Origin of the sequence: Hymenobacter negativus (genome assembly GCF_017571495.1) — a bacterium.
Lineage (GTDB): Bacteria > Bacteroidota > Bacteroidia > Cytophagales > Hymenobacteraceae > Hymenobacter > Hymenobacter negativus.
On record NZ_JAGETZ010000022.1, the window covers coordinates 41,334 to 64,279 of the forward strand.

16 protein-coding genes and 1 riboswitch are annotated in these 22,946 nt (G+C 60.6%); of the genes, 5 read left to right on the top strand and 11 right to left on the bottom strand.

All coding sequences use genetic code 11. From position 1 onward, the window contains the following. Positions 1–22 precede the first annotated feature (22 nt). Entirely contained in the window at positions 23–1,261 is a 1,239-nt protein-coding gene (locus J4E00_RS27765) for a carboxylesterase family protein (protein ID WP_208178620.1), read from the top strand. 102 nt (positions 1,262–1,363) lie between these two features. Here J4E00_RS27765 and J4E00_RS27770 read toward each other — a convergent pair whose 3' ends face one another. From J4E00_RS27770 to J4E00_RS27785, 4 genes are all read right to left on the bottom strand, one after another. Continuing rightward, positions 1,364–2,617, bottom strand: coding sequence for a homoserine dehydrogenase (locus J4E00_RS27770; RefSeq protein ID WP_208178621.1), 1,254 nt, complete (start codon positions 2,615–2,617; stop codon positions 1,364–1,366). A gap of 72 nt (positions 2,618–2,689) precedes the next feature. After that, on the bottom strand, positions 2,690–3,718 hold the full coding sequence (gene metX, locus J4E00_RS27775; protein ID WP_208178622.1) for a homoserine O-acetyltransferase family protein: 1,029 nt from the start codon (positions 3,716–3,718) through the stop codon (positions 2,690–2,692). A gap of 270 nt (positions 3,719–3,988) precedes the next feature. Next, the gene (locus J4E00_RS27780) at positions 3,989–5,368 is read right to left on the bottom strand and encodes an O-acetylhomoserine aminocarboxypropyltransferase/cysteine synthase family protein (RefSeq protein WP_208178623.1); all 1,380 of its coding nucleotides are present in this window, start codon (positions 5,366–5,368) and stop codon (positions 3,989–3,991) included. Between the two features lie 384 nt (positions 5,369–5,752). Beyond that, a riboswitch (SAM riboswitch) is annotated at positions 5,753–5,868 on the bottom strand. Between the two features lie 287 nt (positions 5,869–6,155). Next, on the bottom strand, positions 6,156–6,452 hold the full coding sequence (locus tag J4E00_RS27785; RefSeq protein WP_208178624.1) for a LysM peptidoglycan-binding domain-containing protein: 297 nt from the start codon (positions 6,450–6,452) through the stop codon (positions 6,156–6,158). A 189-nt stretch (positions 6,453–6,641) separates the two neighbouring features. Here J4E00_RS27785 and J4E00_RS27790 point away from each other — a divergent pair, with 189 nt between their 5' ends. Together J4E00_RS27790 and J4E00_RS27795 are read left to right on the top strand one after the other, a co-directional pair. Further along, positions 6,642–7,061, top strand: a complete 420-nt coding sequence (locus J4E00_RS27790; protein WP_208178625.1) for a hypothetical protein — start codon at positions 6,642–6,644, stop codon at positions 7,059–7,061. Between the two features lie 206 nt (positions 7,062–7,267). Then, positions 7,268–9,787, top strand: a complete 2,520-nt coding sequence (locus J4E00_RS27795) for an erythromycin esterase family protein (RefSeq protein ID WP_208178626.1) — start codon at positions 7,268–7,270, stop codon at positions 9,785–9,787. On the opposite strand, the gene J4E00_RS27800 is transcribed toward J4E00_RS27795, so the two are convergent. Then, the gene (locus tag J4E00_RS27800; RefSeq protein ID WP_208178627.1) at positions 9,784–10,866 is read right to left on the bottom strand and encodes a lysylphosphatidylglycerol synthase transmembrane domain-containing protein; all 1,083 of its coding nucleotides are present in this window, start codon (positions 10,864–10,866) and stop codon (positions 9,784–9,786) included. The two genes, J4E00_RS27795 and J4E00_RS27800, sit on opposite strands and share 4 nt — an antisense overlap. A gap of 154 nt (positions 10,867–11,020) precedes the next feature. Further along, positions 11,021–13,993: a TonB-dependent receptor domain-containing protein gene (locus tag J4E00_RS27805; RefSeq protein WP_208178628.1), complete on the bottom strand. Its 2,973-nt coding sequence runs from the start codon at positions 13,991–13,993 to the stop codon at positions 11,021–11,023. Positions 13,994–14,364: 371 nt separating this feature from the next. On the opposite strand from J4E00_RS27805, the gene dxs reads away from it, so the two are divergent. Further along, positions 14,365–16,311, top strand: a complete 1,947-nt coding sequence (gene dxs / locus J4E00_RS27810; protein WP_208178629.1) for a 1-deoxy-D-xylulose-5-phosphate synthase — start codon at positions 14,365–14,367, stop codon at positions 16,309–16,311. Positions 16,312–16,425: 114 nt separating this feature from the next. Here dxs and J4E00_RS27815 read toward each other — a convergent pair whose 3' ends face one another. The 4 genes from J4E00_RS27815 to J4E00_RS27830 form a co-directional block, all read right to left on the bottom strand. After that, the gene (locus J4E00_RS27815) at positions 16,426–17,595 is read right to left on the bottom strand and encodes a Gfo/Idh/MocA family protein (protein ID WP_208178630.1); all 1,170 of its coding nucleotides are present in this window, start codon (positions 17,593–17,595) and stop codon (positions 16,426–16,428) included. Positions 17,596–17,657: 62 nt separating this feature from the next. After that, on the bottom strand, positions 17,658–18,146 hold the full coding sequence (locus J4E00_RS27820; protein ID WP_208178631.1) for an ASCH/PUA domain-containing protein: 489 nt from the start codon (positions 18,144–18,146) through the stop codon (positions 17,658–17,660). Between the two features lie 290 nt (positions 18,147–18,436). Continuing rightward, entirely contained in the window at positions 18,437–19,702 is a 1,266-nt protein-coding gene (locus J4E00_RS27825; RefSeq protein ID WP_208178632.1) for an MFS transporter, read from the bottom strand. A gap of 32 nt (positions 19,703–19,734) precedes the next feature. After that, positions 19,735–20,175 (bottom strand): MarR family winged helix-turn-helix transcriptional regulator, encoded by a 441-nt coding sequence (locus tag J4E00_RS27830; RefSeq protein ID WP_208178633.1) that lies wholly within the window; start codon positions 20,173–20,175, stop codon positions 19,735–19,737. 62 nt (positions 20,176–20,237) lie between these two features. On the opposite strand from J4E00_RS27830, the gene J4E00_RS27835 reads away from it, so the two are divergent. Next, a complete protein-coding gene (locus J4E00_RS27835; protein WP_208178634.1) occupies positions 20,238–20,420 on the top strand; it encodes a hypothetical protein in 183 nt (60 codons plus the stop codon). 89 nt (positions 20,421–20,509) lie between these two features. Here J4E00_RS27835 and J4E00_RS27840 read toward each other — a convergent pair whose 3' ends face one another. After that, a complete protein-coding gene (locus J4E00_RS27840; RefSeq protein ID WP_208178635.1) occupies positions 20,510–22,897 on the bottom strand; it encodes an outer membrane beta-barrel family protein in 2,388 nt (795 codons plus the stop codon). Positions 22,898–22,946: the final 49 nt, after the last annotated feature.

The window sequence follows — 22,946 nt, forward strand, 5'->3', positions numbered from 1 at the left end:
TTTATCAGACAATCTTTTCGTTATGAAAGCAGCTCTGCTCTCCCTATTGCTCGTGCTGGCCTCCTGGCAGGTCGCCTTTGCCCAAACCGTTATCGACACTACCGGCGGGCGCTACTACCGACCCATCTTTTCCAACGTGACCGTGGCTTCTGGCGTGACCTACGGCGCGGCCGTAACCTCGGCCGGTGTCAACCAGGCCCTGACGATGGACATTTACCAGCCCACCGGCGACGTGCTGGCCCGGCGCCCGGTCATCATCTTCGCCCACCAGGGTGGCTTCCTTGTCGGTTCTAAAACTGATGCGTACATGGTGGCCGTCTGCACGCAGTTTGCGAAGCTAGGCTACGTCACGGCCAGCATCGAATACCGGTTGGGCTTCCCCATCACCGGCTTCCCATTCCCTGCTGCCGATACCGTGGGTGTGGCCCAGGCCGCCGTGCGGGGCATGCAGGACCTGCGCGCCGCCGTTCGGTTCTTCCGCAAAGACGCCGCTACCACCAATACCTACCGCATTCACCCCAGCTACATCACCGTGGGCGGCTCTTCGGCCGGCGCTTTTGCCGCGCTGGAAGTCGGCTACATCGACAAAGCCACCGAGATACCCGCCTACGTAGGCCTGGCCGCGCTGGGTGGCGTTGAGGGCAACAGCGGCAATCCTGGCTACAGCAGCGCCGTGCTCGCCGTGCTCAACCTGAGCGGGGCTACCGAAAACCCCAGTATCATTGAGGCCGGCAACGCGCCCCTGTGCAGCGTGCACGGCACCGCCGATGGCACTGTGCCCTACTTCCAGGGCCGGGTTGGTTCCTTCCTGCCGCCCAAGTACGTGTACGGCAGCGGCCGCCTCAACCCCCGCGCCACCGCCGTGGGTATCCGCAACACGCTGCGCACCCTGCGCGGCGCGGGCCACATTCCCTTCGAGAGCAACGCAGCCTACGCCGATACCACGTTCCGCACCATCCGGGACTTCCTGCGACCCGTGCTGGCGCTGCCGGGTACGGTGGTCACGGCGGCTAAGTCCGCCGTGAGCCAGCCCGTGGCCCAGGCCTATCCCAACCCAGCCGCAGAAGCCATTCGTATTGTAGTCCCGGAGACTTGGATTAACCTCGCTGAAGCGCAACTGATTGATGCCGCTGGCCGGGTGGTTCGCACCATCAGCCCCATCAGCACCCGCGACCTCAACATGCTGCGCGGCTCATTGAAAGCGGGTATTTATTCCCTGAAATTCCCCGGGCAGGCCCCGGTCCGCATCGAATTCAAGTAAACACTTGTACCCCGAAATTTTATGTCGACTCACGCGAACTACTTGTTCTAGCGGGCCGAATTGGAAATTCGGGGTACAACTGTTTTCGGCGCTTTCTTTAACCTACGCCCACACTGCTGCCACTGCCTCCGCTACTGGCGCGGCCGCCCGGATACTGCCCTCCCTCGCCACAAATATTCCATTGGTCCGCAGTTCTTTACGCCAGCTCCACAGCTGCTGCACCGCTACGCTCCCTTCGGCATAAGCGCCGTGCGCGTCGGTGCGTAGCGCCTCGGCAGGCAGCTCCAGCCACGTCAGTACCTCGCGCAGCACGCTGGCGTCGGGATGGCTCACGTAGGCATTTAGTTCGAGCTCAGTGGTCAGTTGGGCCTCGGGTGCGGTGGCTTGTTTGGTGTAGCCGTAGCGCAGGCCGCGCTGCAGGGCCAGCACATCAGCCAGCACCGCCGAGCCCGTAGGGTGTCCGCCAGCACCACGCCCCGTCAGAAACTGCGTACCCGCATATACCGCCTCAATAGCTACCCCGTTGAACTCATGCTCCACGGTATAAAGTGGCGAATCAGGCCCCACCAGCTGTGGCGTGACGAGGGCCGTCACGTGCCCGTTGGGTAGCCGCTGCACGGCCGCCACCACCTTGATTTTCCGGCCCTGCGCGGCTGCTCGCGCCATATCGCCCGCCCCAATGCCCTCAATTCCTAGGTTCAACACCTCATCGGCATCGAGAAACACCCCATAGGCGTGCGCCGCCAGAATAACGGCTTTGGAGCGCGGGTCAAACGCGCCCATGTCGAGCGTTGGGTCGGTTTCGGCAAAGCCTTTGGCCTGTGCCTCGGCCAGCGCTGGGCCGTATCCGAAGCCTTGCGCACTCATGCGCGTCAGTACGTAGTTGGACGAGCCGTTGAAGATGCCGCTGACCGCACGCAACGGCTCGTGGATGAAGTAGTTATCCAACGTCCGGATGACCGGGATGCTGCCGCACACCGCCGCCTCATACAGCAGCGTACCACCAAATTGCGTTTGCAGCTGCACCAGTTCCGGCAGGTGACGGGCCAGCATGGCCTTGTTGGCTGTTACCACGCGGCGTCCCTGGCGCAGGGCTGTGCTCACCAGCCGGAATGCCTCATCCGGGTCATCAATTACCTCAATGAGCAGGTCCAGTTCAAGGTCGTTTAGCAGCTCATCGGCGTGGTAGCTGAACCGCTCGGCGGGCAGCATACGGGGCTTGGTGGGGTTCTTAACCGCAATGCGCGTGATGGCCAAATCCAGGCCGGACTGCGCTTGCAAGATGTCATAGAAGCCCTGTCCCACGCAGCCAAAGCCAATCAGGCCGATGCGCAGGGGCTGTTTTTCAGCATCCATTGGTTTTGTCAGTAAATAAAGAACGTCCTGCCGGGCGCAGCTGAGGCACGACGTCCAGGTAAATCATAATCCTTAATGCACGAACGTGGGCGCGTAAAACAGCTCCAGGAAGTGCGTAATTGCCGCCGTTTCCAGTAAAAAGCCGTCGTGCCCGTAGCGTGAATCCAGCTCCGCATACATGGCGCCCGGAATGTGAGCAGCCAGCTCCCGTTGTTCGCTGAGTGGGAACAGTACATCGGACGTAATGCCCAGTACCAGCGTGCGGGCCCCGATGCGAGCCAGCGCCGCCGGTACTCCGCCCCGGTTCCGGCCGAGGTTGTGAGTGTCCATGCTGCGGCTCAGCGACACGTAGCTGTAGGCATCGAAGCGCGACACCAGCTTGTCGCCCTGGTAGCGCTGGTAGGTGCTGGCGCGGTGTTCGCGTAGCAGCTCATCGCCGTCGGAGTCGGTTTGGGTTTCGGCGTAGGCCGGGTAGCTGCGGTAGCTGAGCAGAGCTATGGCGCGGGCGGCGCGCAGGCCGTCGTCGCCCCCACCGGGCTGGCCGGCGGCGTAGGTGGGGTCGGCCTCAATGGCCAGCCGCTGAGCCTCGTTGAAGGCAATGCCCCAGGCCGAGTGCCGGGCATTGGTGGCAATAACTACCAGGTGGTCAAACAAATCAGGTCGCTGCACGGCCCACTCCAACGCCTGCTGCCCGCCCAATGAACCGCCGATTAACGTATGGATATCCATCAGCTCCAGGTCTTGGCGCAGTAACTCGTGCGCCGTCACCAGGTCCCGGATGGTTAGCAGCGGGAAGTGCTGGAAGCGTGCCTGGCCGGTAGCCGGGTCGGCATCGAGTGGCCCGGTGCTGCCGTAGCAGGAGCCCAGCACGTTGGCGCATACAATGAACCAATCGGCCGGGTCGTAGTAGCAGCCCGACCCCACCAGGCCCGGCCACCAGGCCGGCACATCGGCATTGGCCGTGAGGGCGTGGCACACCCATACCACATTGTCGCGGTCCTCGTTGAGCTGGCCAAACGTCTGGTAGGCCACGTGCGCCCCAGTCAGGGTTTCGCCGCTTTCCAGTTGCAGGTCAGGTAGTTGAAATAGCTTGTTCGACATGATTTTCAAAAAAGCGCAGCTTTAGAACCAGTGGGCCAGGCCCGAACATGGTATCTCACCCCCAACACCCTCCCAATCACAGAAGGGCCGCCGGACCGGCGCACCGGCTCTAAAGCTGCGATAAACGTGGCCGCCAGCGAGACTGGCACCGACCCGCCAGGGGTGGCCCGCTAGCGGCAGTATTTTTAGTAATTAACGGTTAGTGGTTAATGATTAATTAGTTCTAACAGGTCATTGATAGCTAGCCGTTAACCACTAATCATTAGTAGATTAAACTTCCAGCGGCTGGGCGTGCTCCAACTCGGGCTCGCTCACTTCGTCGCCTTCGGTGGGCTGGCTGGCCGTGTTGCCGATGGCGTCGAAAGCGGCTTGCAAGTCGGCTTTGATGTCCTCGAAGTGCTCGATGCCGACTGAGAGGCGCAACGACGTGGGCGTGACGCCAGCGGCCAGCTGCTCAGCTTCCGAAAGCTGCTGGTGCGTGGTAGCCGAGGGCTGAATGATGAGCGTTTTGGCATCGCCCACGTTGGCCAGATGGCTGATGAGCTTCAGGTTGTCAATGAATTGGGTGGCCGTTTCCTTTGTGCCCTTGATGCGGAACGAGAGCACGCCGCCGAAGCCGCGCTTCAGGTACTTGCTGGCAATGCCGTGGTAGGGGCTGCTGGCCAGCCCGGGGTAGTTCACGCTTTCCACTTGCGGGTGCTGCTCCAGCCAGGTGGCAATTTTGAGGGCGTTTTCCACGGTGCGGTCCACGCGCAGGCTCAGGGTTTCGAGGCCGATGAGCAGCTGCCAGGAGTTGAACGGGCTGAGCGCGGGACCGAAGTCGCGCAGACCTTCCACCCGCGCCCGAATGATAAAGGCGATGTTGCCAAACGGCCCACCTTTTCCGAATACATCGTTGAAAATCAGGCCGTGGTAGCCCTCACTGGGCTCGGTGAACTGCGGGAACTTGCCGTTGCCGAAGTCATAGGTACCGCCGTCCACAATCACGCCGCCGATGCTGGTGCCGTGCCCGCCAATCCACTTCGTAGCCGACTCCACCACAATGTGCGCGCCGTGTTCCAACGGCCGGAACAGGTAGCCGCCCGCCCCAAAAGTATTGTCCACAATCAGCGGCAAGTCGTGCTTATTGGCAATGGCCGCAATGGCCTCAAAATCAGGAATGCTGAAGCTGGGGTTGCCAATGGTTTCCAGGTAAATGGCCTTGGTCTTCTCGTCAATCAGCTCCTCAAACGAAGCCGGATTGTCGCCATCGGCAAAGCGCACTTCAATGCCCAGGCGCTTGAAGGCCACCTTGAACTGGTTGTAGGTGCCCCCGTAGAGGTAGGCCGTGCTCACGAAATTGTCGCCGGCCTGCAGGATGTTGTTGAGGGCAATGAACTGGGCTGCCTGGCCGGAGCCAGTGGCCAAGGCTGCCACGCCGCCTTCCAGGGCCGCCACGCGCTGCTCAAACACATCGGTGGTGGGGTTCATCAGGCGGGTGTAGATGTTGCCGAACTCCTTCAGAGCAAATAGGTTGGCGCCGTGCTCAGCGCTCTTAAAGACGTAGCTGGTGGTTTGAAACAGCGGCACGGCGCGGGCGCCGGTGGTAGGGTCGGGCTGCTGGCCGGCGTGGAGTTGGAGGGTTTCGAAGTGCTGGGGCTGAACGGACATGATGCTGTTATTTTTTGAGTTTTAAAAACCAGAGATGCAATTGGAAAAGGAGCGCAACAGTCTGAAAAGACAATGTTTAGCGCAGTAAACTCCCCGAAGTGGCCCGTGCTGCCAGAGTGGCCCAAATCCACCGCGAAGCCAGAAAAAGGCGCGCGGCAGACCCGCAGGGCCACCAAAAAATCCAGAAGAGGGGGGAGGGGTTCTAAGCCGGAATCAGCTTAGCAACAACACGGGCGGCAACAGCACATTCGCATTCGCGCCGGACGCGATGCCACATTCCGGCTCCCAATGGCCGAAACGAAGAAGCCCGAACCGACGGCGCGCAACGCAGCCGAAGTGTTCGGGGCAAAAAAAGCAGGATGTGAAGAATTTTCCATGGCACTCGAATCATCTGTCCCACGGCGGCCGAAGCTGCGGGTGGGTAGGAATTGGCACCTTTCGTTTTGCGAAGGTTGCCAGTGGGTCACGGAGCCTAGTCTCTCGCCACTTCTGTATAAAACTTGAAAACTGCTCACCGTTAGCGAGGAGTACCGGGTTGGTAGGGCAAATGTACGGGAGAATATTTTGCGCGGGCAAGCGGTGGGGCGAAAAATATTTTTCTGGCACTCACAAATCGTCTGTCATCCTGAGCTTGCGAAGGACCTTATCAGGTAAGCACGAGTTGCAGTAATTCTGGTAGATGCAGGTGTGGCGAGGTCCTTCGCAAGCTCAGGATGACAGCGAAGAACGCAAAAAAGCCACCCTGAAACAGAGTGGCTTTTCTCACCTTTTTTCTGCAAAAAAGTACCTAGAGACTAGGTAGGGTCAACACCTGGCCCACTTCAATGTGGTCAGGGTTGGTGCCGATGGTGGCCTTGTTGGCCTCGTATATCTGGTGCCACTTAGCGGCATCGCCGTAGTGGTGTTTGGCAATTTTGGAGAGCGAGTCACCGCTTACTACGGTGTACGAGTCACCGGCCGTAGTTGGATTGGCAGCGGCGGCAGAATTATTGCCGAAAAAATCGGTGGCGCCGCCTGCGGGCTTGGCTGCCGGCTCGACGGGCTTTTGCTCGCCTTTGTCACTAAGAAAATCAAAGAGTCCCATGAGTGCGGTCGGGTTAGTATGGAGAAATTAAGGGTAGGACTGCCCGCCGTGCGGCAAGCAAACCTGAGCCCTATACGCGGCGGCCGTGGGGAGGTTTCGTTGTAAACTCTTTTGAACATCAGCCGTAAGCCGACGAGTTCGCTAAGGCGGACAGTACCACTTCATTCTTTCACCATTACCCTCGTTCACATGAAACCTCAGTCGCTCTTTTCGTTTCGTTACCTCGCCAGCCTGCTGCTGCTGGTCTCGCTGTTTGCCGCTTCGTGCAGCAACGACAAAGGCAAGGTAGAAGGTGTCAACATGCTGTACGGCACCGACAGCAAGGTGTGGAAAACCGCTAAAGAAACCGATACCGCCGGCGACAAAGTGAAGCAAACCGACGCCCAGAAGCAGGAGGAACTGCGCATTTTCGCCAACGGTACTTATAACATGACCGGTGCCAGCGGCGCCGTTTCGGGCAAATACACCTTCGACCAAGCCGGCAAAACCATCACCATGACCCCGGACGGAGCCACCACCAGCAATACCTTCGCTGTGGAAACCCTAACCGACGACAAACTCACGCTGAAGTCGGCCGACGGCGCCGCATTGATGCTGGAAGCCGAGTAAACTTCTGCAACCTTTTCGCTGAAAAAAGCCCCATACCAGCACTGGTATGGGGCTTTTTGTTGCCGGCTCGTTTGGTTGAGTCTGTTTCGCAAAGGGGCCTTAGCTTGCGACAGGACTTAAAAGGCCAGTTTTTAGTCCTTTCATTTTAGTCTACCGTTATGTTTTTTGGTGCGAAAGCCCTTGCTGTTTTCTGCTTGTGTTATGGCATGCTGCTGTCGGGCCAAGCGCAAACGCCGGTGCCGGTGCATGCAGTGCGTAGCATCAGCCCAGGCGATACCGATTTTGGAGACCTGGAATTTCTGACCCAAGAAATTGGACCGGCGCGCGTGGTGATGCTCGGTGAACCCAGCCACGGCGAGGGCAACGTATTTGAGGCCAAAATTCGGCTGTTGCGTTTTCTGCAGCAGCGAATGGGCTTTACGACCCTGGCTTTTGAAAGCGGCTTCTACGACTTGCACAAGGCGCAGCAGGCGTTGGAAGCCGGAAAGTCAGCCGAAGAGGCACTGAGCAACAGCGTGTTTCCGGTGTGGACCAATATGCAGGAGTTTCAGGCGGTGTTGCCGCTTGTTGGCCGGGGGAATCTACGCGTGGCCGGCTTCGACCCGCAGCTGAGCGGCTTATATGGTGAGGAATTGGTGGAGGAATTGCAAGCATTTCTGACTATTGAAAAAGGTGGCGCGGCCCTTAACTATGACTATCTGGAAGAGGTAATCAGCTACATGGGCGAGCGTTATGCCTTTGCACCTACGGCCAAGCTGGCTGATTTTGAAAAGGAGCTGGCCAAAGCCAGTCGGCTGGCCGACCGCGCTGCCACGGGCCCGGCCACGCCACGCCGGGCCGAGGCGGCGTTCTGGCAGCAGTGCCTGCGCAGCCTGCTAGCCCAGGCCCGCGACTACGCCCTCAACGACCCCGGCGCGAAAACCGAAACCACCTTTAAGGCTAAGGACAGCAACCCGCGCGATGCCCAGATGGCCGACAACCTGCTGTGGTACCTGAAGCAGCACCCGCAGGAAAAGGTGATTTGCTGGGGCGCGCTCCCGCATCTGGCCAACAAAGCCGAAATGCTGGCGGATGCCGAAATCGGCGAGTACCGGCCCATGGGCCGCGCCGTGAAAGCGGCCCTGGGCCCCGACCAAGTGTATGTGCTGGGTACCTTGAGCGGCAGTGGCAGCCACGGTGCTTTCGGGGCCAATGTAAAGCCGGTACCCGTCCCCGCCCCTGGCTCGCTCGAAGCGGAGCTGCTGGCCCAGCCGGCCGACTACGCCTTCGTGAGCCTGAAGCATGACGCGCCCGGCCGGGTGCTCACCACCTACGCCTTCGATTACCAGCCCTTGTCCGGCCTCTGGAGCGAGGTGGTGGACGGCTTCCTGTTTCTGCGGAGCGTGAACCCGCCCCACGGAGCCACAGCCACCATTGAAGCCGCCCAACCGACCGGCGCAGCAGCCGAAGCAGCACCGGCAACGTCCAGCGTCCTCAACCCCGCTGCTCGGGCTGTGCGCGTGCGCCTGGGGAATGTTGCGGCCGCTGGCCCGGCCGTGCGAGGCGTAGTGCTTGACTGGAAAACGGGCCAACCCGTGCCGTATGCTTCGGTATCGGTGCCGGGCCGGGGCGTAGGTACCGTGGCCGATGGCGCGGGGCGGTTTGTGCTGGCGAGCGGAGGCGGGGATAAGCTGCAAATCAGCAGTGTGGGCTACGCAACGGTCACGGTGCCGGCCTCGGCAGCGGCCACGGTGCGGCTGGTGCCGTCGGCCTACGAACTGCAGGGGGTGCAGGTGCGCGGCGAAAGCCTGGACCCGCGCAAAATCATGAAGAAAGTGCTGGCCGCGCTGCCCCAAAACTATGAGCAAGAGGACTATTCATCAGAGGTTTACACCCACCGGCAAACCACCAATTTCGATACGCTGAGCTACGAAACTGAATACGTGAGCCAATACTTTGAGCCGGCGGGCCACCGGCACTGGGGCGGCGGATTCTTGATGCTAGGGTCCATTGGTCAGCACCGGGTGAAGGAAATTCACCCAACGAAGGAGCTTAGCAAGGGCCAGAAGTTTTTCTCGGAGCAAAACGGGCCCGGCTTTATTATGGGTACCACCGATGCTGTCCGCATTTCGCCGCTGTTCAAGACCAGTACTTTTCGTAAGTTCAACGTGCACCTGGACAGCGTATTAGAGCGGGATGGGACCACAGTTTACGTCATTGGTTTTGCCGCCAAGCACGCCAACCACCGCAGCACTGGCACCTACCTGACAGCAGGCTATTCGGGCCGGCTCTACGTGCAGCAGCGCGACTACGCCGTGACGCGCTACGAATCCATCTGGCTGGCTGATACCGCGTACATCAACCGGGCTGCGCGCCAGCACTACGGGCAGCGCAACCTGCTGGCCCGCCTCTACCCGAACCTGCTAACGGACTCGCGCACCGACCACGCGGCCGACTACGTGCGGGCCCCCAACGGCCGCTACTACCTGCGCCACAGCCTGGGCCAGAGCCTCGACGTGGGCCGTACGCTGGGTGGTTCCGCGTTTTACCGGCAGTCATCGTGCGAGGAATATCACTCGCCCCTGCCTGTTGGCACCCCACCCATTCTGTCGAAAGCAGAAATGACCAGTGGCGAAGTACACGAAGAAATGGCAAAGCTTCCACCCCCCGAGTACCACCCGGAATTCTGGCAAACCTACCAGCGCCCTTCGGCCCTCGGGGAAACGGTAGGCCCGGCCGGCCGCTAAGCCGTAGTCGCCGGCCGCTTGCCGAACACCCGCGTCACCCAGCGCGGCAGGAATATGAGGCCGAGCACGAGGTAGAGGTAATACGTCACGATGCGGTAGAGGAACACTAGGAAGCTGGTCATGGTGGCTGTGCCGATGAACTTGCCGAAGAAGGTGGGAAATGCACCTTCGGCAATGCCCGCACCACCCGGCGTGATGGCCACCAGCAGGATTACTTTGTAGGTAATGTTGCGGGCGAAGATGAACAGGAAAGTGTTCGTATCCATCGGCACGAAGGCGGCAATGAGGCAGCCGATGATGGCGTAGCGGGCCGTCCAGACAAAGGCCGTACTCACGCTGGCATGCCACCAATAGCGCGGCCCATTGCCGCGCAGCTGCACCGAGGCGCGCACCATTTCCTGGCCGTGGCGGTAGGCCGTGCGGCGCCAGCGCTTCAACAAGGGCAGCGAAAACAGCCGCACCAGCAGCCGACGCACCGACTTCGGGTTGACGAAAATGGCGTACAGCATCAGCCCCGCGTAGAGTGTCACGAACAGGTAGCTCACCCCAAACGCCACCCGCAACGTGGCCACAAAACCGGTTTGCAGCGCCTCGTGCGGGTAGAGGCCGGCGCCCGCAATGAGCACCACCAGCGGCACCATTACCACGTAATACAGGTTGTCAAGCAGGGCCGTTACCATGATATATGCCAGGCCCTTGCCCAGTGGAATTCCTTCTTTTTCCAGAATGAACGGGGCCGCGCCCGTGCCGCCCTGCCCCGAAGGCAGCACGCAGGAGGCAAACTCCCAAATCATAATCACATCGAGTGCCTGCCGGTAGGTGAGCTCGGTTTCGGCGATGTGGCGGATGCGGTACACGTAACCCAGGTCGCGGGCGGCCAGCACCAGCAGGGCCACCAGCAGCCAGCGCCAGTCGGCGTGGGCCAGCGGGGCCAGGTCGCCGGGCTTGTAGCTGCGCCAGAACAGGTAGCCCACCACCAGCAACCCCAGCGCCACCGGCAGAATGAGTCGCGAAGGCCGCAGACGCTGCAAAAAATGCGCGTCGTCTTCGGGAAGGGCAGCGGGAAGCTTGTCGGACATGGCACAGAGAAATGGCGCAGACAAAAGTAGAGCGCTGCCGGACGGGGGCCGCGTTAAAAATCAATTAAGAGTGCCGGACTGCAAACAAAAACGCCATGCGGCGACGGGCGCAGCATGGCGTTTTTGTTTGCTTCTAAAACCAGCAACCCGCAACTTATGGCCGGCCGCCGGGGCTGCCGGCGGGTGTGGTGCCATTGGGCGTGGTAGTGCCCGGCGAGGGCGCATTGGCCGGTGAGTTGATGGGGTTGTTGGCCGGAGCCGCTGGCTGGCTGCCACTGGAATCGGCCGGCTGGGCCGTGGCGGGACGCAGGCCGGGGTAGCCGCTCGGCAGCGCACGACCGGTGCTATCGGTAGCGGGCTTGCCGAGGGTGCTGTCAGCGGGGGCAATGCCAGGCTGCTGGCCGGGGTAGCCGCCGGGGCGAGCACCGCCTGCCGGGGCGCCACCTGGCGCGCCTCCTGTCGGAGCGCCGGGGTAGCCACCCGGCCGGGCTCCAGCAGGAGCACCGCCTTGGGCGCCAGGGTAGCCGCCGGGGCGGGCACCACCCGCTGGAGCGCCACCACCCGCAGGAGCTCCACCGCCGCCACCACCACCGAGGTCGCCCCCGCCGCCTTCACCGCCGCCTTTCAGGTCGTCGTTGTTGATGCTCTTGCCGCGGCGCGGGCGCTGGTCTACGGTGAGCTTGCCGATGCGGTAGCTCACGTTCACCTTAAAGCTCATGTTGTGCAGCACGTTGCGGCTGCTTTGGTCGATGAGCGGCGACACCACCGTATTGCGAATAGTGATACTTGGCGTAAAGAAGTTCTCGGCACCGAAGCCGATGCTGCCACGCTTCTCGGCAAAGTCGCGCTTCACGCTCAGGCTATACACCCCGAAACCGCTCTGGCTGCCTTGCAGCTGCACCTGGTTGCCGCGGTAGAAGGCAAAGGCCTGCAGGCCCCACACCGGCGTGAAGTTATAGGAGCCAAACACGCGGCCGCTCATCACAAAGCCTTCGTTGCTGGCGTTGAAGTTCTTGTCGGGTACGTTGTTCGTAAGGGTCGCGTAGTAGAAGTCGGTGCCCGCGTTCAGGCTCAGCTTGCCGTTGCTGATGTTAGCGAATACGCTACCGCCGTAGGCGTTCTGCTCGCCAATGTTGGCGTAGGTAGTCGACACAACATCGGGACCCACCACCGTGCGCAGCGCCTCGATGGAGCCGGTCGTGTTGCGCATGAAAGCACTGAAGTTCAGGTTCAGACGCTTGTAGGCCGTACTATAGCCCAGTTCGTAGTTGTCGGTGTATTCAGGGTTCAGGGTAGGATTGCCTTCGCTGATGTTTTTAGGGTTTTGGGCGTTCCGGTTGGGGTTCAGGAACTGCAACGAGGGGCGCTGAATACGCTTGTTATACGCCAGTTTCAGCACGTTGCCATTCGAGAGCTTGCGCGAGAAGTTCACGCTGGGCACCAGCACTCCGTAGTCAGGAATGTTGACGGGCTCAGTGGAACTGGCAAAATCGGCGCTGATGGTGGTATACTCGTAGCGCAGGCCCGGTTTCAGCGTGAAGCCTTTGGGCAGACCCAGGGTGTAGGCCACGTAGCCGGCCGTCACGTTCTGGCGGTAGGTGAAGATGTTGTTGGACGAAAGTCCTACCGACGGCACCACCCCGCCATCGGTCCCGTAGCTGGTGGTGGTGTAGTCCGAATTCACCCGACGTAAGATGTTCTTCGCGCCCATCTCCAGAATCTGCGTTTTGCTGATAGGATTCTGGTAGTCAAGCTGCACGGTGTACTCTTCGTTGTAGCTCGGGTTGTCGTTCACGATGCGGGCCGGGCTGGTGGCATCGGTGGTACTCAGAATGCTGTTGGTGAAGCTGTTTGTCCGGTCATTGCGGCTGAACAAGGTCAGCAGGCTGATTTCGTGCTGCGGCTTTTCAAAGCTGTGCGTGTAGTTCAGACTGGCATCCACAGTCCCCGATAGGTCTTTCGAATACGTGTCGCGCCGGCTGTCGGAAACCGGGAAGCCCGTAGCCGCAGCCCCCAGATACGTGCTAGTGGTGAGGCCATCCTGGTAGTTTCGGCCGCTGCGGGTGCCATAAGCCACCGAGGCCTGTAGGGAGTTGAACTTGTCGATGTCGTAGTCCCAGCCCAGTGTGTAGCGCCCAAAAATCTGCTGCAGGCGCGTATCGGCACCTTGCAGCGTGGTGATGGCCGAGCCATCGGCGATGCTGCGCGTCACCTGCGTGTTCGAGAACTCGCCCGGCACGTTGTACTGCGCCCGGCCGAAGCCGCCCAGCGAGAAACCCATTTTGCCGGTGCGCAGGCTGCCGTTGAGGCTCAGGTTGCTGCTGCGGGTGCCCGCGCTGGCATCAATGCCCAAGGTGGCCCCGCGCAGGTTGTTGCTTTTGGTTATGATGTTGATAATACCGCCCGAACCTTCCGCATCATATTTAGCCGAGGGCGAGGTAATGACTTCCACCGTCTTAATCTGGTCGGCCGGAATCTGCTTCAGTGCATCGGCAATGCTATTGGCGGCAATGGTCGAGGGCTTATTATTAATAAGCACCTTAATATTCGAGGAGCCACGCAGGCTCACGTTGCCATCCAGGTCCACGCTCAGCAGCGGCACACGCTTGAGCACATCGGTAGCGTCGCCGCCGCGGGCCGTCTGGTCGTTTTCGGCGTTGTACACGGTGCGGTCCACCTTCTCCTCTATAATGGCCTTCTGGCCGGTCACCACCACTTCGCTCAGCTTCTGGGCCGAGGTAGCCAAGGCCACGGTGCCCAGGCTCACGGTGCCGCCGGCGGGTACTACTACACCGGTCCGGTCTTCATTTTTATAACCCAGAAAGCTGATTTCAACTTTGTAAGTCCCGGCCGGAATACCGGCCAGTACAAACTTGCCATCGTCGCCGGCCACGCCGCCGTTCACGGGGTTGCCGCCGGCATCCAGCACCGCTACCGTGGCGTAGGACACGGGTTTGCCCGTGGTGGCATCCGTCACGGTGCCGGTCACGCGGCCCGCCGCGGCGCGGGGCGCAGCAGTAGCTGCAGGCCGTGCTCCGGTTGGGGGGGCTTGCTGGGCACTGGCTAAATTATTAAAGCCCAGGAGAGTGCTGAGCAAGACGGCAGTAGCCGGTAGGGTTGGTTTCATACAATGCATAACGGCCAAAGTGCCGTATGGGGAACCGGAGGTTGCATCCGGGAAGGTGTTTTGAGTGAAAATTTTGTCATCCTGCACACCGCACAGGATAACTGGCGGCATTATGCTCTGCATGACGTGCTGCGGTCAGCAATGCTTGAGTTCTATCGCTCAGCCGGGCGTGTCCATTACGCAAAGCTCCCGCGGGAGGCGACTTTTCCGGGTAAAAACTAGATTATCAAACGCCGAACCCCGACCAAGCCCGGGATTCTACCGCTCTCCACAACCGGACTTCGCCCGCAGTCGTACCTTTGCGGCGGTCCCGTAATCTTTTAGCGGGTCAGGCGGTTATCTTCCGTCACTTCTCCCCCTCGCTTGCCCTGATGATAGTTGAACCCGGCCCGCTGCTAGCGGCGATTGACTCGCCCGACGACCTCAAGAAGCTCGCTCCCGAGCAGTTAGTCCAACTCAGCACCGAGCTGCGCGACTTCATCATCGATTCCGTGAGCATCTACGGCGGCCATTTCGGCGCCTCGCTGGGCGTAGTGGAGCTCACGGTGGCGCTGCATTACGTCTTCAATACGCCCTACGACCAGCTTATCTGGGACGTCGGCCATCAGGCCTATGGCCACAAAATCCTCACCGGCCGGCGCGACAAATTCCCAACCAATCGCCGCTATAAAGGCATGTCGGGCTTTCCAAAACGCAGTGAGAGCGAGTACGATGCCTTTGGCGTGGGCCACAGCAGCACCAGCATTGGCGCAGCGCTGGGTATGGCCGTGGCATCCGACTACAAGGGCGAGCTGGACCGCCAGCACATCGCCGTAATCGGCGACGGGGCCATGACGGCTGGCATGAGCTTCGAGGCCCTGAACCAGGCCGGCGTGCTCAGCAATAACATGATTGTCGTGCTGAACGACAATTGCATGAGCATCGACCCCAACGTGGGCGCGCTCAAAGAATACCTCACCGACATCACCACCTCCCGTACCTACAACAAGGTGCGCGACGAGCTCTGGAATGTGCTCGGCAAGCTCTCCAAGTTTGGCCCTAACCCCCAGCAGATTGCCCGTAAGGTAGAAGCTGCCATGAAGGCCACCCTGCTCAAGCAAAGCAACCTGTTTGAGGCCCTGAAATTCCGCTATTTCGGCCCTGTTGATGGCCACGATGTGCAGCACCTCGTCACCATCCTCAACGACCTGAAGTCCATTCCCGGCCCCAAGCTGCTGCACTGCGTGACCGTGAAAGGCAAGGGCTATGCGCTGGCCGAGAAAGACCAGACCTTGTGGCACGCGCCGGGCTTGTTCGACAAAATTACGGGCGAGATTTACAAGAAAACCCCCGAGAAGCCGCAGCCGCCCAAGTACCAGGACGTGTTCGGCCACACGCTGGTGGAGCTGGCCGAGGCCAATGACAAAATCATGGGCGTGACGCCGGCCATGCCTTCCGGCTCCTCCCTGAACCTGATGATGGCTGCTATGCCTGACCGGGCCTTCGACGTGGGCATTGCCGAGCAGCACGCCGTGACGTTCTCAGCCGGCTTGGCTACGCAGGGGCTCATCCCATTCTGCAACATCTACTCCTCGTTCATGCAGCGGGGCTACGACCAGGTGGTGCACGATGTAGCGCTGCAAAACCTGCACGTCGTGTTCTGCCTCGACCGTGCCGGCTTTGCCGGAGCCGACGGCCCCACGCACCACGGCTGCTACGACCTGGCCTACATGCGCTGCATCCCCAACATCGTGGTTTCGGCCCCGATGAACGAGCAGGAGCTGCGCAACCTGATGTACACCGCCACGCTGCCTGAAAACGCTGGGGCCTTCAGCATTCGCTACCCGCGCGGCGAGGGCGTGATGCCCGAGTGGCGCACACCGCTGCAGCGCGTGGCCATCGGCACGGGCCGCGTGGTGCGCGAGGGCGAAGAAGGGGGCGTGGCCATCCTCAGCATCGGCCACATCGGCAACTACGCCGTGAAGGCCACCGACGCGCTGGCTGCCGAAGGCTTCGACGTAGGTCACTACGACATGCGCTTCTGCAAGCCGCTGGACGAAGAAATGCTGCGCGACGTAGCCCGCCGCTACCGGGCCATCGTGACCGTGGAAGACGGCTGCCTGCCCGGTGGCTTCGGTTCGGCCGTGCTCGAATTCCTCACCGACCATGGCTTCCACCTACCGGTGCGTCGCCTCGGCATCCCGGACCGCGTGGTGGAGCATGGTTCGCAGGATGAGCTATACAAAGAGTGCGGCTTTGATGCCGCTGGCATTGCCCAGGCCGTGCGCGAAATGGGCACCAAGGTTGCCACCGGCGCGCTGGCTACGGTGTTGCGGTAAGCAGTCTCTGAATAGGTTAGTGATATTGAAAAGCTCCTGCAGCATGTGCTGCAGGAGCTTTTTTTATGCAGAAAAGAACGTTTCAGAACGGCTAAGGACGTTATGCTGACTGCTTTATCGGTTCACTTTGTCGAATACGGCTACCACGTCCTTGGTCGAAATTTTCTGGCCGGTTTCGGCGGCGCGGTAGATAGCTTCAAGCAGCTGTACGTCGCGCAGGCCCATTTCGCCAGGCACGCGCGTGGGCTGGTTGTTGCGCACGCAGAGGGCAAAGTCGTCCATTTGGGCCGCTTGCTGGTTCACGTTCTGGATGTTCATTGTGCCCTGGCTGGTGCGGCCCTCAATGCCGCCGTAGCCAAAGGATGGCGCCAGCTCGGCCCAGCCCTTAGAGGCCTCGGCGCGCAGGCGGCTGCTCATGTTTTCGGCGTAGCTGGTGCGGCAGTCGGCTACCGAGCCGTCGGCAAATTGCAGCTGCCAGTTCACGCCCGCTTCCACTTCCTTGAACAGTACCGGGTCGGTTTTCGGGATGAAGCTTGCTGTGACGGATACCGGTAGTTGGCCTTTGGTGTAGAGACACCCTTGCAGGCAGTAGATGCCCATGTCCATCAACGGGCCGCCGCCACTCAGGCCCTTATTCACGCGCCAGGGCGTGTCGTTGTTGAATTTGAACCCATTATCGGCCCACAAATGCTGCACCGGCCCGAATGCCTGCTGCTGGCCCAGGCGCATCATTTCGCGGTGGTGCGGCTCGAAGTGTAACCGGTAGCCGATGCTGAATTTCTTGCCCGCCTTCTGCATGGCCGCAATCATGCGCTGCGCATCGGCCACCGAGGTAGCCATGGGCTTCTCGCAGATGACGTGCTTGCCAGCCTGCGCGGCCCGCACTACATATTCGGCGTGCAGGGCATTGGGCAGTACCACGTACACAATATCGATGTCCGGATTGTCAATCATCCGGTCGAAGGTTTTGTAGTCGTAGATATTGTTGTCGGGCAGGCTGTACTGCTGCTTCCACTGCGCCGCTTTGGCCAGCGAGCCCGTGACGATGCCCGCCAGCTGGCAATGCTGGGTTTGCTGCAAAGCCGGTGCCAACTGGCCGGTGCTGTATTTGCCCAAGCCTACCAGGGCCACGCCCAGCTTGCGGTCGGCAGCCGGGCTCTCGGCCAGCCAGCGTAGCGGGCGTGCCAGGGCAGACGCGCCCACCAGCGTGGCGCCCGTGCCCAGCGAAAGCGTGCGCAGGAAAGCGCGGCGTGCATTCAGATAGTCGTCGTTGGTATCGTGCATAACCCAGGCAGTTCGGTTCAACGGGGATTTACCCCATTAAGTGGCCGCGGGTTATGGTTGGGCTACCAGAGCCGGATGTCGGTGATGCCCGTTGGGATGGGGGCTTGGTCGCTGAAACCCAGCACGCACCAGTTGGGCTGAATGCCAAATACGCCGCCCTGGAGCACGTAGCTCACCCAACGGGTGACGGTACGGCCGGTGTATTGTTCGCTTTCGGGTTCGTATTCCCGCAAGAGCAACACGTCGCCGACCTGAAAATTCCGGTCGTTTTCGCGCACATCGAACGGCTTAGTGCCAGCCTTAACGGCGGCAAAGCAGCCAGGCCAGATTTTCAGTTCGTGTGTCTGATGCTGGGCGGGATTGGCAATCTGAAACTGAGGAGCCTGCTGTTCGGGAAGTAGGGCGTTGGTGGTCATGGGTTGTTGGATTGGGGCGTGCCCGGCGGGGCAGAAAATGCGGCTAGTTAGCGGCTGGGGGAGTGGCGCGGCCGGGGCGCTGGGGTAAAAATTGGTTTCGTTTTCCTGAAGATAACCAATTTGGGATAAATGCATCGGATATAAGAATAAGAAAATCAGAAAGGTTCACGAACGAAGTCTCATTTTGCTACTGGCGGCATAGCTAATTATGGGTTTGGCACAGGTACAGACGAAGTTCAATAATAGCTAAAGCCGCTAACATAGATAGCCGAGCTGCGCCCTTGGCCAGGGCCTGCTGGCGAATCCCGATTCCGGGGCTAATGGTCTTCTAGACGTCCTACGCTTCCGTAGCGCCTCTGGAAGCACCGTCTTTTCTGCTGGGTGAGCGGAATGCGTTGCGTGGCCACCAGGGTTTGTGAGTAGACTCAAGCCACCGCGGCCGTTTTCGGCACGGGAGTTTCAGCGTCAGGAACGGTTGGCTCAGTTGCTTTTATGTTGCGCAAATTCCGAACGTAGAGCAGCGCAATGAGTAGCGCCATAAATCCTTCGGCCAGTACCGTCGGCTGCACGCCGATGCGCTGTGACACCGCGCCCACCAGCAGGCTGCCCAGCGGCAGCGCACTCGTGAACACCAGCACGTAGATGCTGATAACCCGGCCGCGCATGGCCGGCAGCATAAGGGCCTGCAGCAGCATAATGCTGATGGTGGTTTGCGCCATCATGCCAAACGCGCCCATCACCAGAAACGCCAGCGCCAGCCCGTACCACGGCGTGTAGGCAAACAGTGCCAGCCCCGCGCCGAAGACGAACATATTTACCATCAATACCTTGTTCAGGTCCACGCTTGGCTTCAGCGAGGCCAGGTACAGCGCTGCCACCAGCCCGCCTAGGCCAAGGGCCCCATCGAGCAGGCCGAACGTAGTGGCGTTGCCGTGGAAGATGTCTTTGGCATACACGGGCATCAGGTTGGTGAACGGCAGCACCAGTACGCTGGTAATTCCGAGCATGGTAATGACAAAGCCAATGGCCGGCGTATCCTTCACGTACTGAAATCCTTCTGTCAGCTCACCCAACACGTTCTTCGTGCGGGCCTTGGCCACGTACGCTGGCAGCCGTAATGCCAACAGCGAGCCGATGACGGCCACGAAGCTGAGCGCATTGAGGCCGAAGCAGGCCGCCGCGCCCAGCTGCTCAATGGCGAAGCCCGCTACTGCTGGCCCCAGGAGTTTGGTCAGGTTCAGCATAATGGAATTCATTGCCACAGCGTTGGGTAAGTCCTGTTTGTCATCTACCAGGTCGTAGACCAGCGCCTGCCGGGCGGGCACGTCGAAGGCGTTGATAACGCCCAGCACCGCGCTCAAGGCAATGATTTCCCACACCGCATCCTGCTTGAGATACACGGCCAGCGTCAGCAGCAGGGCTTGCGCCATGGAGAGCACCTGCGTCAGGAGCAGCACCCGGTAGCGGTTGTAGCGGTCCGACACCACGCCGCCAATCAGCGAGAACAGGGCCGACGGGAACAGCGTGGCAAACACACTCACGCCCAGCATAAACTTGGACTGCGTTTGGGCATACACCACCCAGCTCACGGCCGTTTTCTGCATCCAGGTGCCCAGCAGCGACAGGCATTGCCCGGCGAAGAAATAGCGATAATTGCGGTTGCGCAAAGCGCGGAACATATCCAGATTCATGCGAGGCCGGGCTGGGATAGGGTGAGGAATGCCTAGTCGAAATCGACCAGCTTGGTGAGGATGGGCAGGGCCTGGTGCAGACTGGCGAGCTCCTCGGCTGAACAAGTCGTTTGCAGGGCCTGCTGCAGCCACGCATCGGTTTCCTGCCGCACGTTGGAAACAAACACCTGGCCGGCGGGCGATAGGGCAATGAGCACCTTGCGCTTATCGGTGGCTGAAGCCTCCCGCGTGATGTAGCCCAGCTCTGACAGATGGCTCAGTATCTGCGACATGGATTGGGTGGTGACTTTCTCCTGCGCGGCCAGCTCACTGGGGAGCATTTGTCCGTGCTGAGCCAGCAGCTTCACCACCGCCCGCTCGGTGAGCGAGAGCGACGAGTGCATGGGGGAATGACTGCGCAGCTTTTTGATAAGCCGGGCAACAACGGTGCGTAGCTCGGCAGCCAAATGCAGAGTATCGGGTTGAGTGGGCATGTGCGTAGGTAAACTTGTTAGTTTACTTAACAAATATACGACACATTCATTGGCTTGCTCCTATGGTCACAACTTCTATTTGCCGCTACCGCAAGCGCTACATCCGCGTCGGCCCGCTCATGGGTTCTTTCTGCCCAGCCTCGATTATGGAAAGGGCCAAAGGCTTCCTTTTCCTGGCTTCCGACGATTCGTCCTACATGACCGGCGCCGACCTGACGTTGGACGGCGGCTTCTGCGACCTGTAAGAGGCCACATGTGCTGAATCGAAAGCAACGCAAAAAGGCCGCCGTGACACGGCGGCCTTTTTGCGTTGCTTCGCTTGGTGAGGCGGGCGCTAATTCCGGTTGCTGCCCTTGGCCTGCCGAATGCCCTGCCCGTCTTTCAGGTTGAAACGGTACGTGAAGCTGAGCCGGTAGCGGGCAGCATTCGGGCTGTTGACTTGGTTGAAGACGTAGTTGTCGCCAGTGGTTTGGGTGCGGTGCTTGTCGGAGTTCAGCACGTTGGTGGCGTCCAGCACCAGGGAGGCTTTGTCGCGCAGCAGGTTCTTACTCAGGCCAAAGTTCAGGGTGTGAATGGCCTGGGTGCGGGTCTGGGCATTGCTTTGGGCCCCAGTGAAATTGTAGCGGCCCTGCACCCCGAATTTCGCCGGCAGCTTCACCTGGGCGCTGAGCCGGCCGGTCACCACCTGGCCCGAAAAGCCGAGGTCGCGCCCCTGGTAGCTGCCCTGTTGGCTGAAGGTATAGCCGTTCAGCTCAGCGTTCAGCGGCAGCCACTTAAGGGGCGTGTACTGCACAGATAGCTCCAGGCCCTGGCGGATTTCCCGGCTCAGATTGACCGGCGAGCTGATGAACGTGCCCGCCGCGTTGAGGTAAACGTATTCCTGAATAAAGCCCGTATTGCGCTGATAGTAAACCGACGGATTCACCGTCAGCTTGCTCCAGCTGCGCAGCAAGCCCAGCTCGAACACGTCGCCGTAAGACGGATTCAAATCGGGATTGCCGACGTATTGTGAGTTGAGGTCGGTGAGCTCGTTGAAGGGGTAGAGCATCCACAGCGCGGGCCGGTTGATGCGCTTGCTGTAGTTGAGCTGGGCCGTGGTACTCTCGCCGAGCTGGTAGCTCAGGTTGATGGTGGGGAACAGGCAGTCGTAGTTTTTCTGGTTGTTGAAGGCGCCTTCCCGGTCGGCTATGTTGATGCGGGTCAGCTCGGTGCGCAGGCCCAGGAGGTAGGAAAAGGTCTTGGTTTTGCTGCCAAACTGCGCATACGCGCTACTGATGACTTCCTGGTATTGCAGCTTGTTGTTGATGCCTTGAAAGATGGCCCAGGCCTCCCCCAGCTGCTCTTCGGCCCGGAAGTCACTGCTTACCCGCCGGCTTTCGAGCTTGAGGCCGGCTTCCAGCGTGTACCGCTCGCTGAGGGGCTGCACGAGGTCAGTTTGCACCACCAAGTCCTTGCTGGCCCCCACCGAGCTGGTCCGGATGCCCGGCAACGCCAGCTCCCGGGGATAGGTGCTGCGGGTAGCCAAAACCCAGTCCTTGTCGCTGTTCCAGAAATCGTATTGCAGGTCCGCCGTGAGCTTCCGGCCCGCCTGCGCAAACAGCCGAGTGTAGTTGAAGTCCAGCTGGTTGTAGCTCCGGCGCTCCCAGGATTCGCCGTTGCGGAGCAGGCTGCTGTCGGTGGCGGGGCCGTGGGTGGCGTAGTCGTACTGCAGTGCGGTTTTGTCGTGGTCGTGAGTGGCATTTTTCAGGAACGAGGCCGTGATGGTGTTGTGGTCGTTGAGGTAGTAGTCGGCCCCAAAGTAGAGCAAGCGGCCGTCGTCGTGACGGTTCTCGTGCTGCAACTGGTGCAGGCTGGTCTGGTCGCCGCTGGGGCCCGTCACCTGATCGGTGCTGTAGCGGCCTACGTAGTCGGACAGGCGCAGGCCGGCCGTGGCAAACACGTTGAACTTGCTGGACTTGTAGCTCAGGCTCGGGTTGGCGCGGGTGTCGTTGGGCTGGCCGCCCACCAGCCGCAGCTGCCCGCTCAGGCCGCCCTTTTTGTTCTTCTTCAGAATCACGTTGATGATGCCGGCGCTGCCCGCCGCGTCGTAGCGGGAGGAGGGGTTGGTGATGACTTCGACCCGCTCAATCTGGTCGGCCGGAATCTGGTCGAGGGCGTTGCTCTGCGTCAGGCCCGAGCGCCGGCCGTTTACCAGCACCGTCACGTTGGCGTTGCCGCGCAGGCTCACCCCGCCCGACGGGCTCACCGCCACCGACGGCACCCCGTTCAGCACGTCGTTGGCCGAGCCGTTCTGCGATAAAATGTCCTTGCCCACTTCAAACACCTTCTTATCGAGCTGCAGGCTGATGGCTGGCTTTTCGCCCGTCACCGTAACCTCACTCAGCTGAGTAGCGTCCGGCGTCAGTTGTACCGTGCCCAAATCCAGTGTGCCCACGCCCACCGGCAGCGCCTGGCTGATTACCTGGTACCCTAGGAATCGGAACTCCACCTTCGTGGCCTGCGGCGGGATGCCTTCCAGCCGAAAAGTCCCGTTTTCGTCGCTGATGCCGCCGGTCAGCAGCTTATCGGCGGCATCCAGCACATTGACGGCGGCGTAGGGCACCGGGGTGCCGGAGCGCTGGTCCTGCACCTTGCCAGCAATGGTGCGGCTGGCGGTGGGTTGCTGGGCCAGGACCGGCCCAGTCAGGAGCATCAATAAACAGAGGTAGAGCCATACTTTCATGCCGCAAGGTTAGGCGGCCCCCGAACGGCTTGTAAGTAAATACATGCCA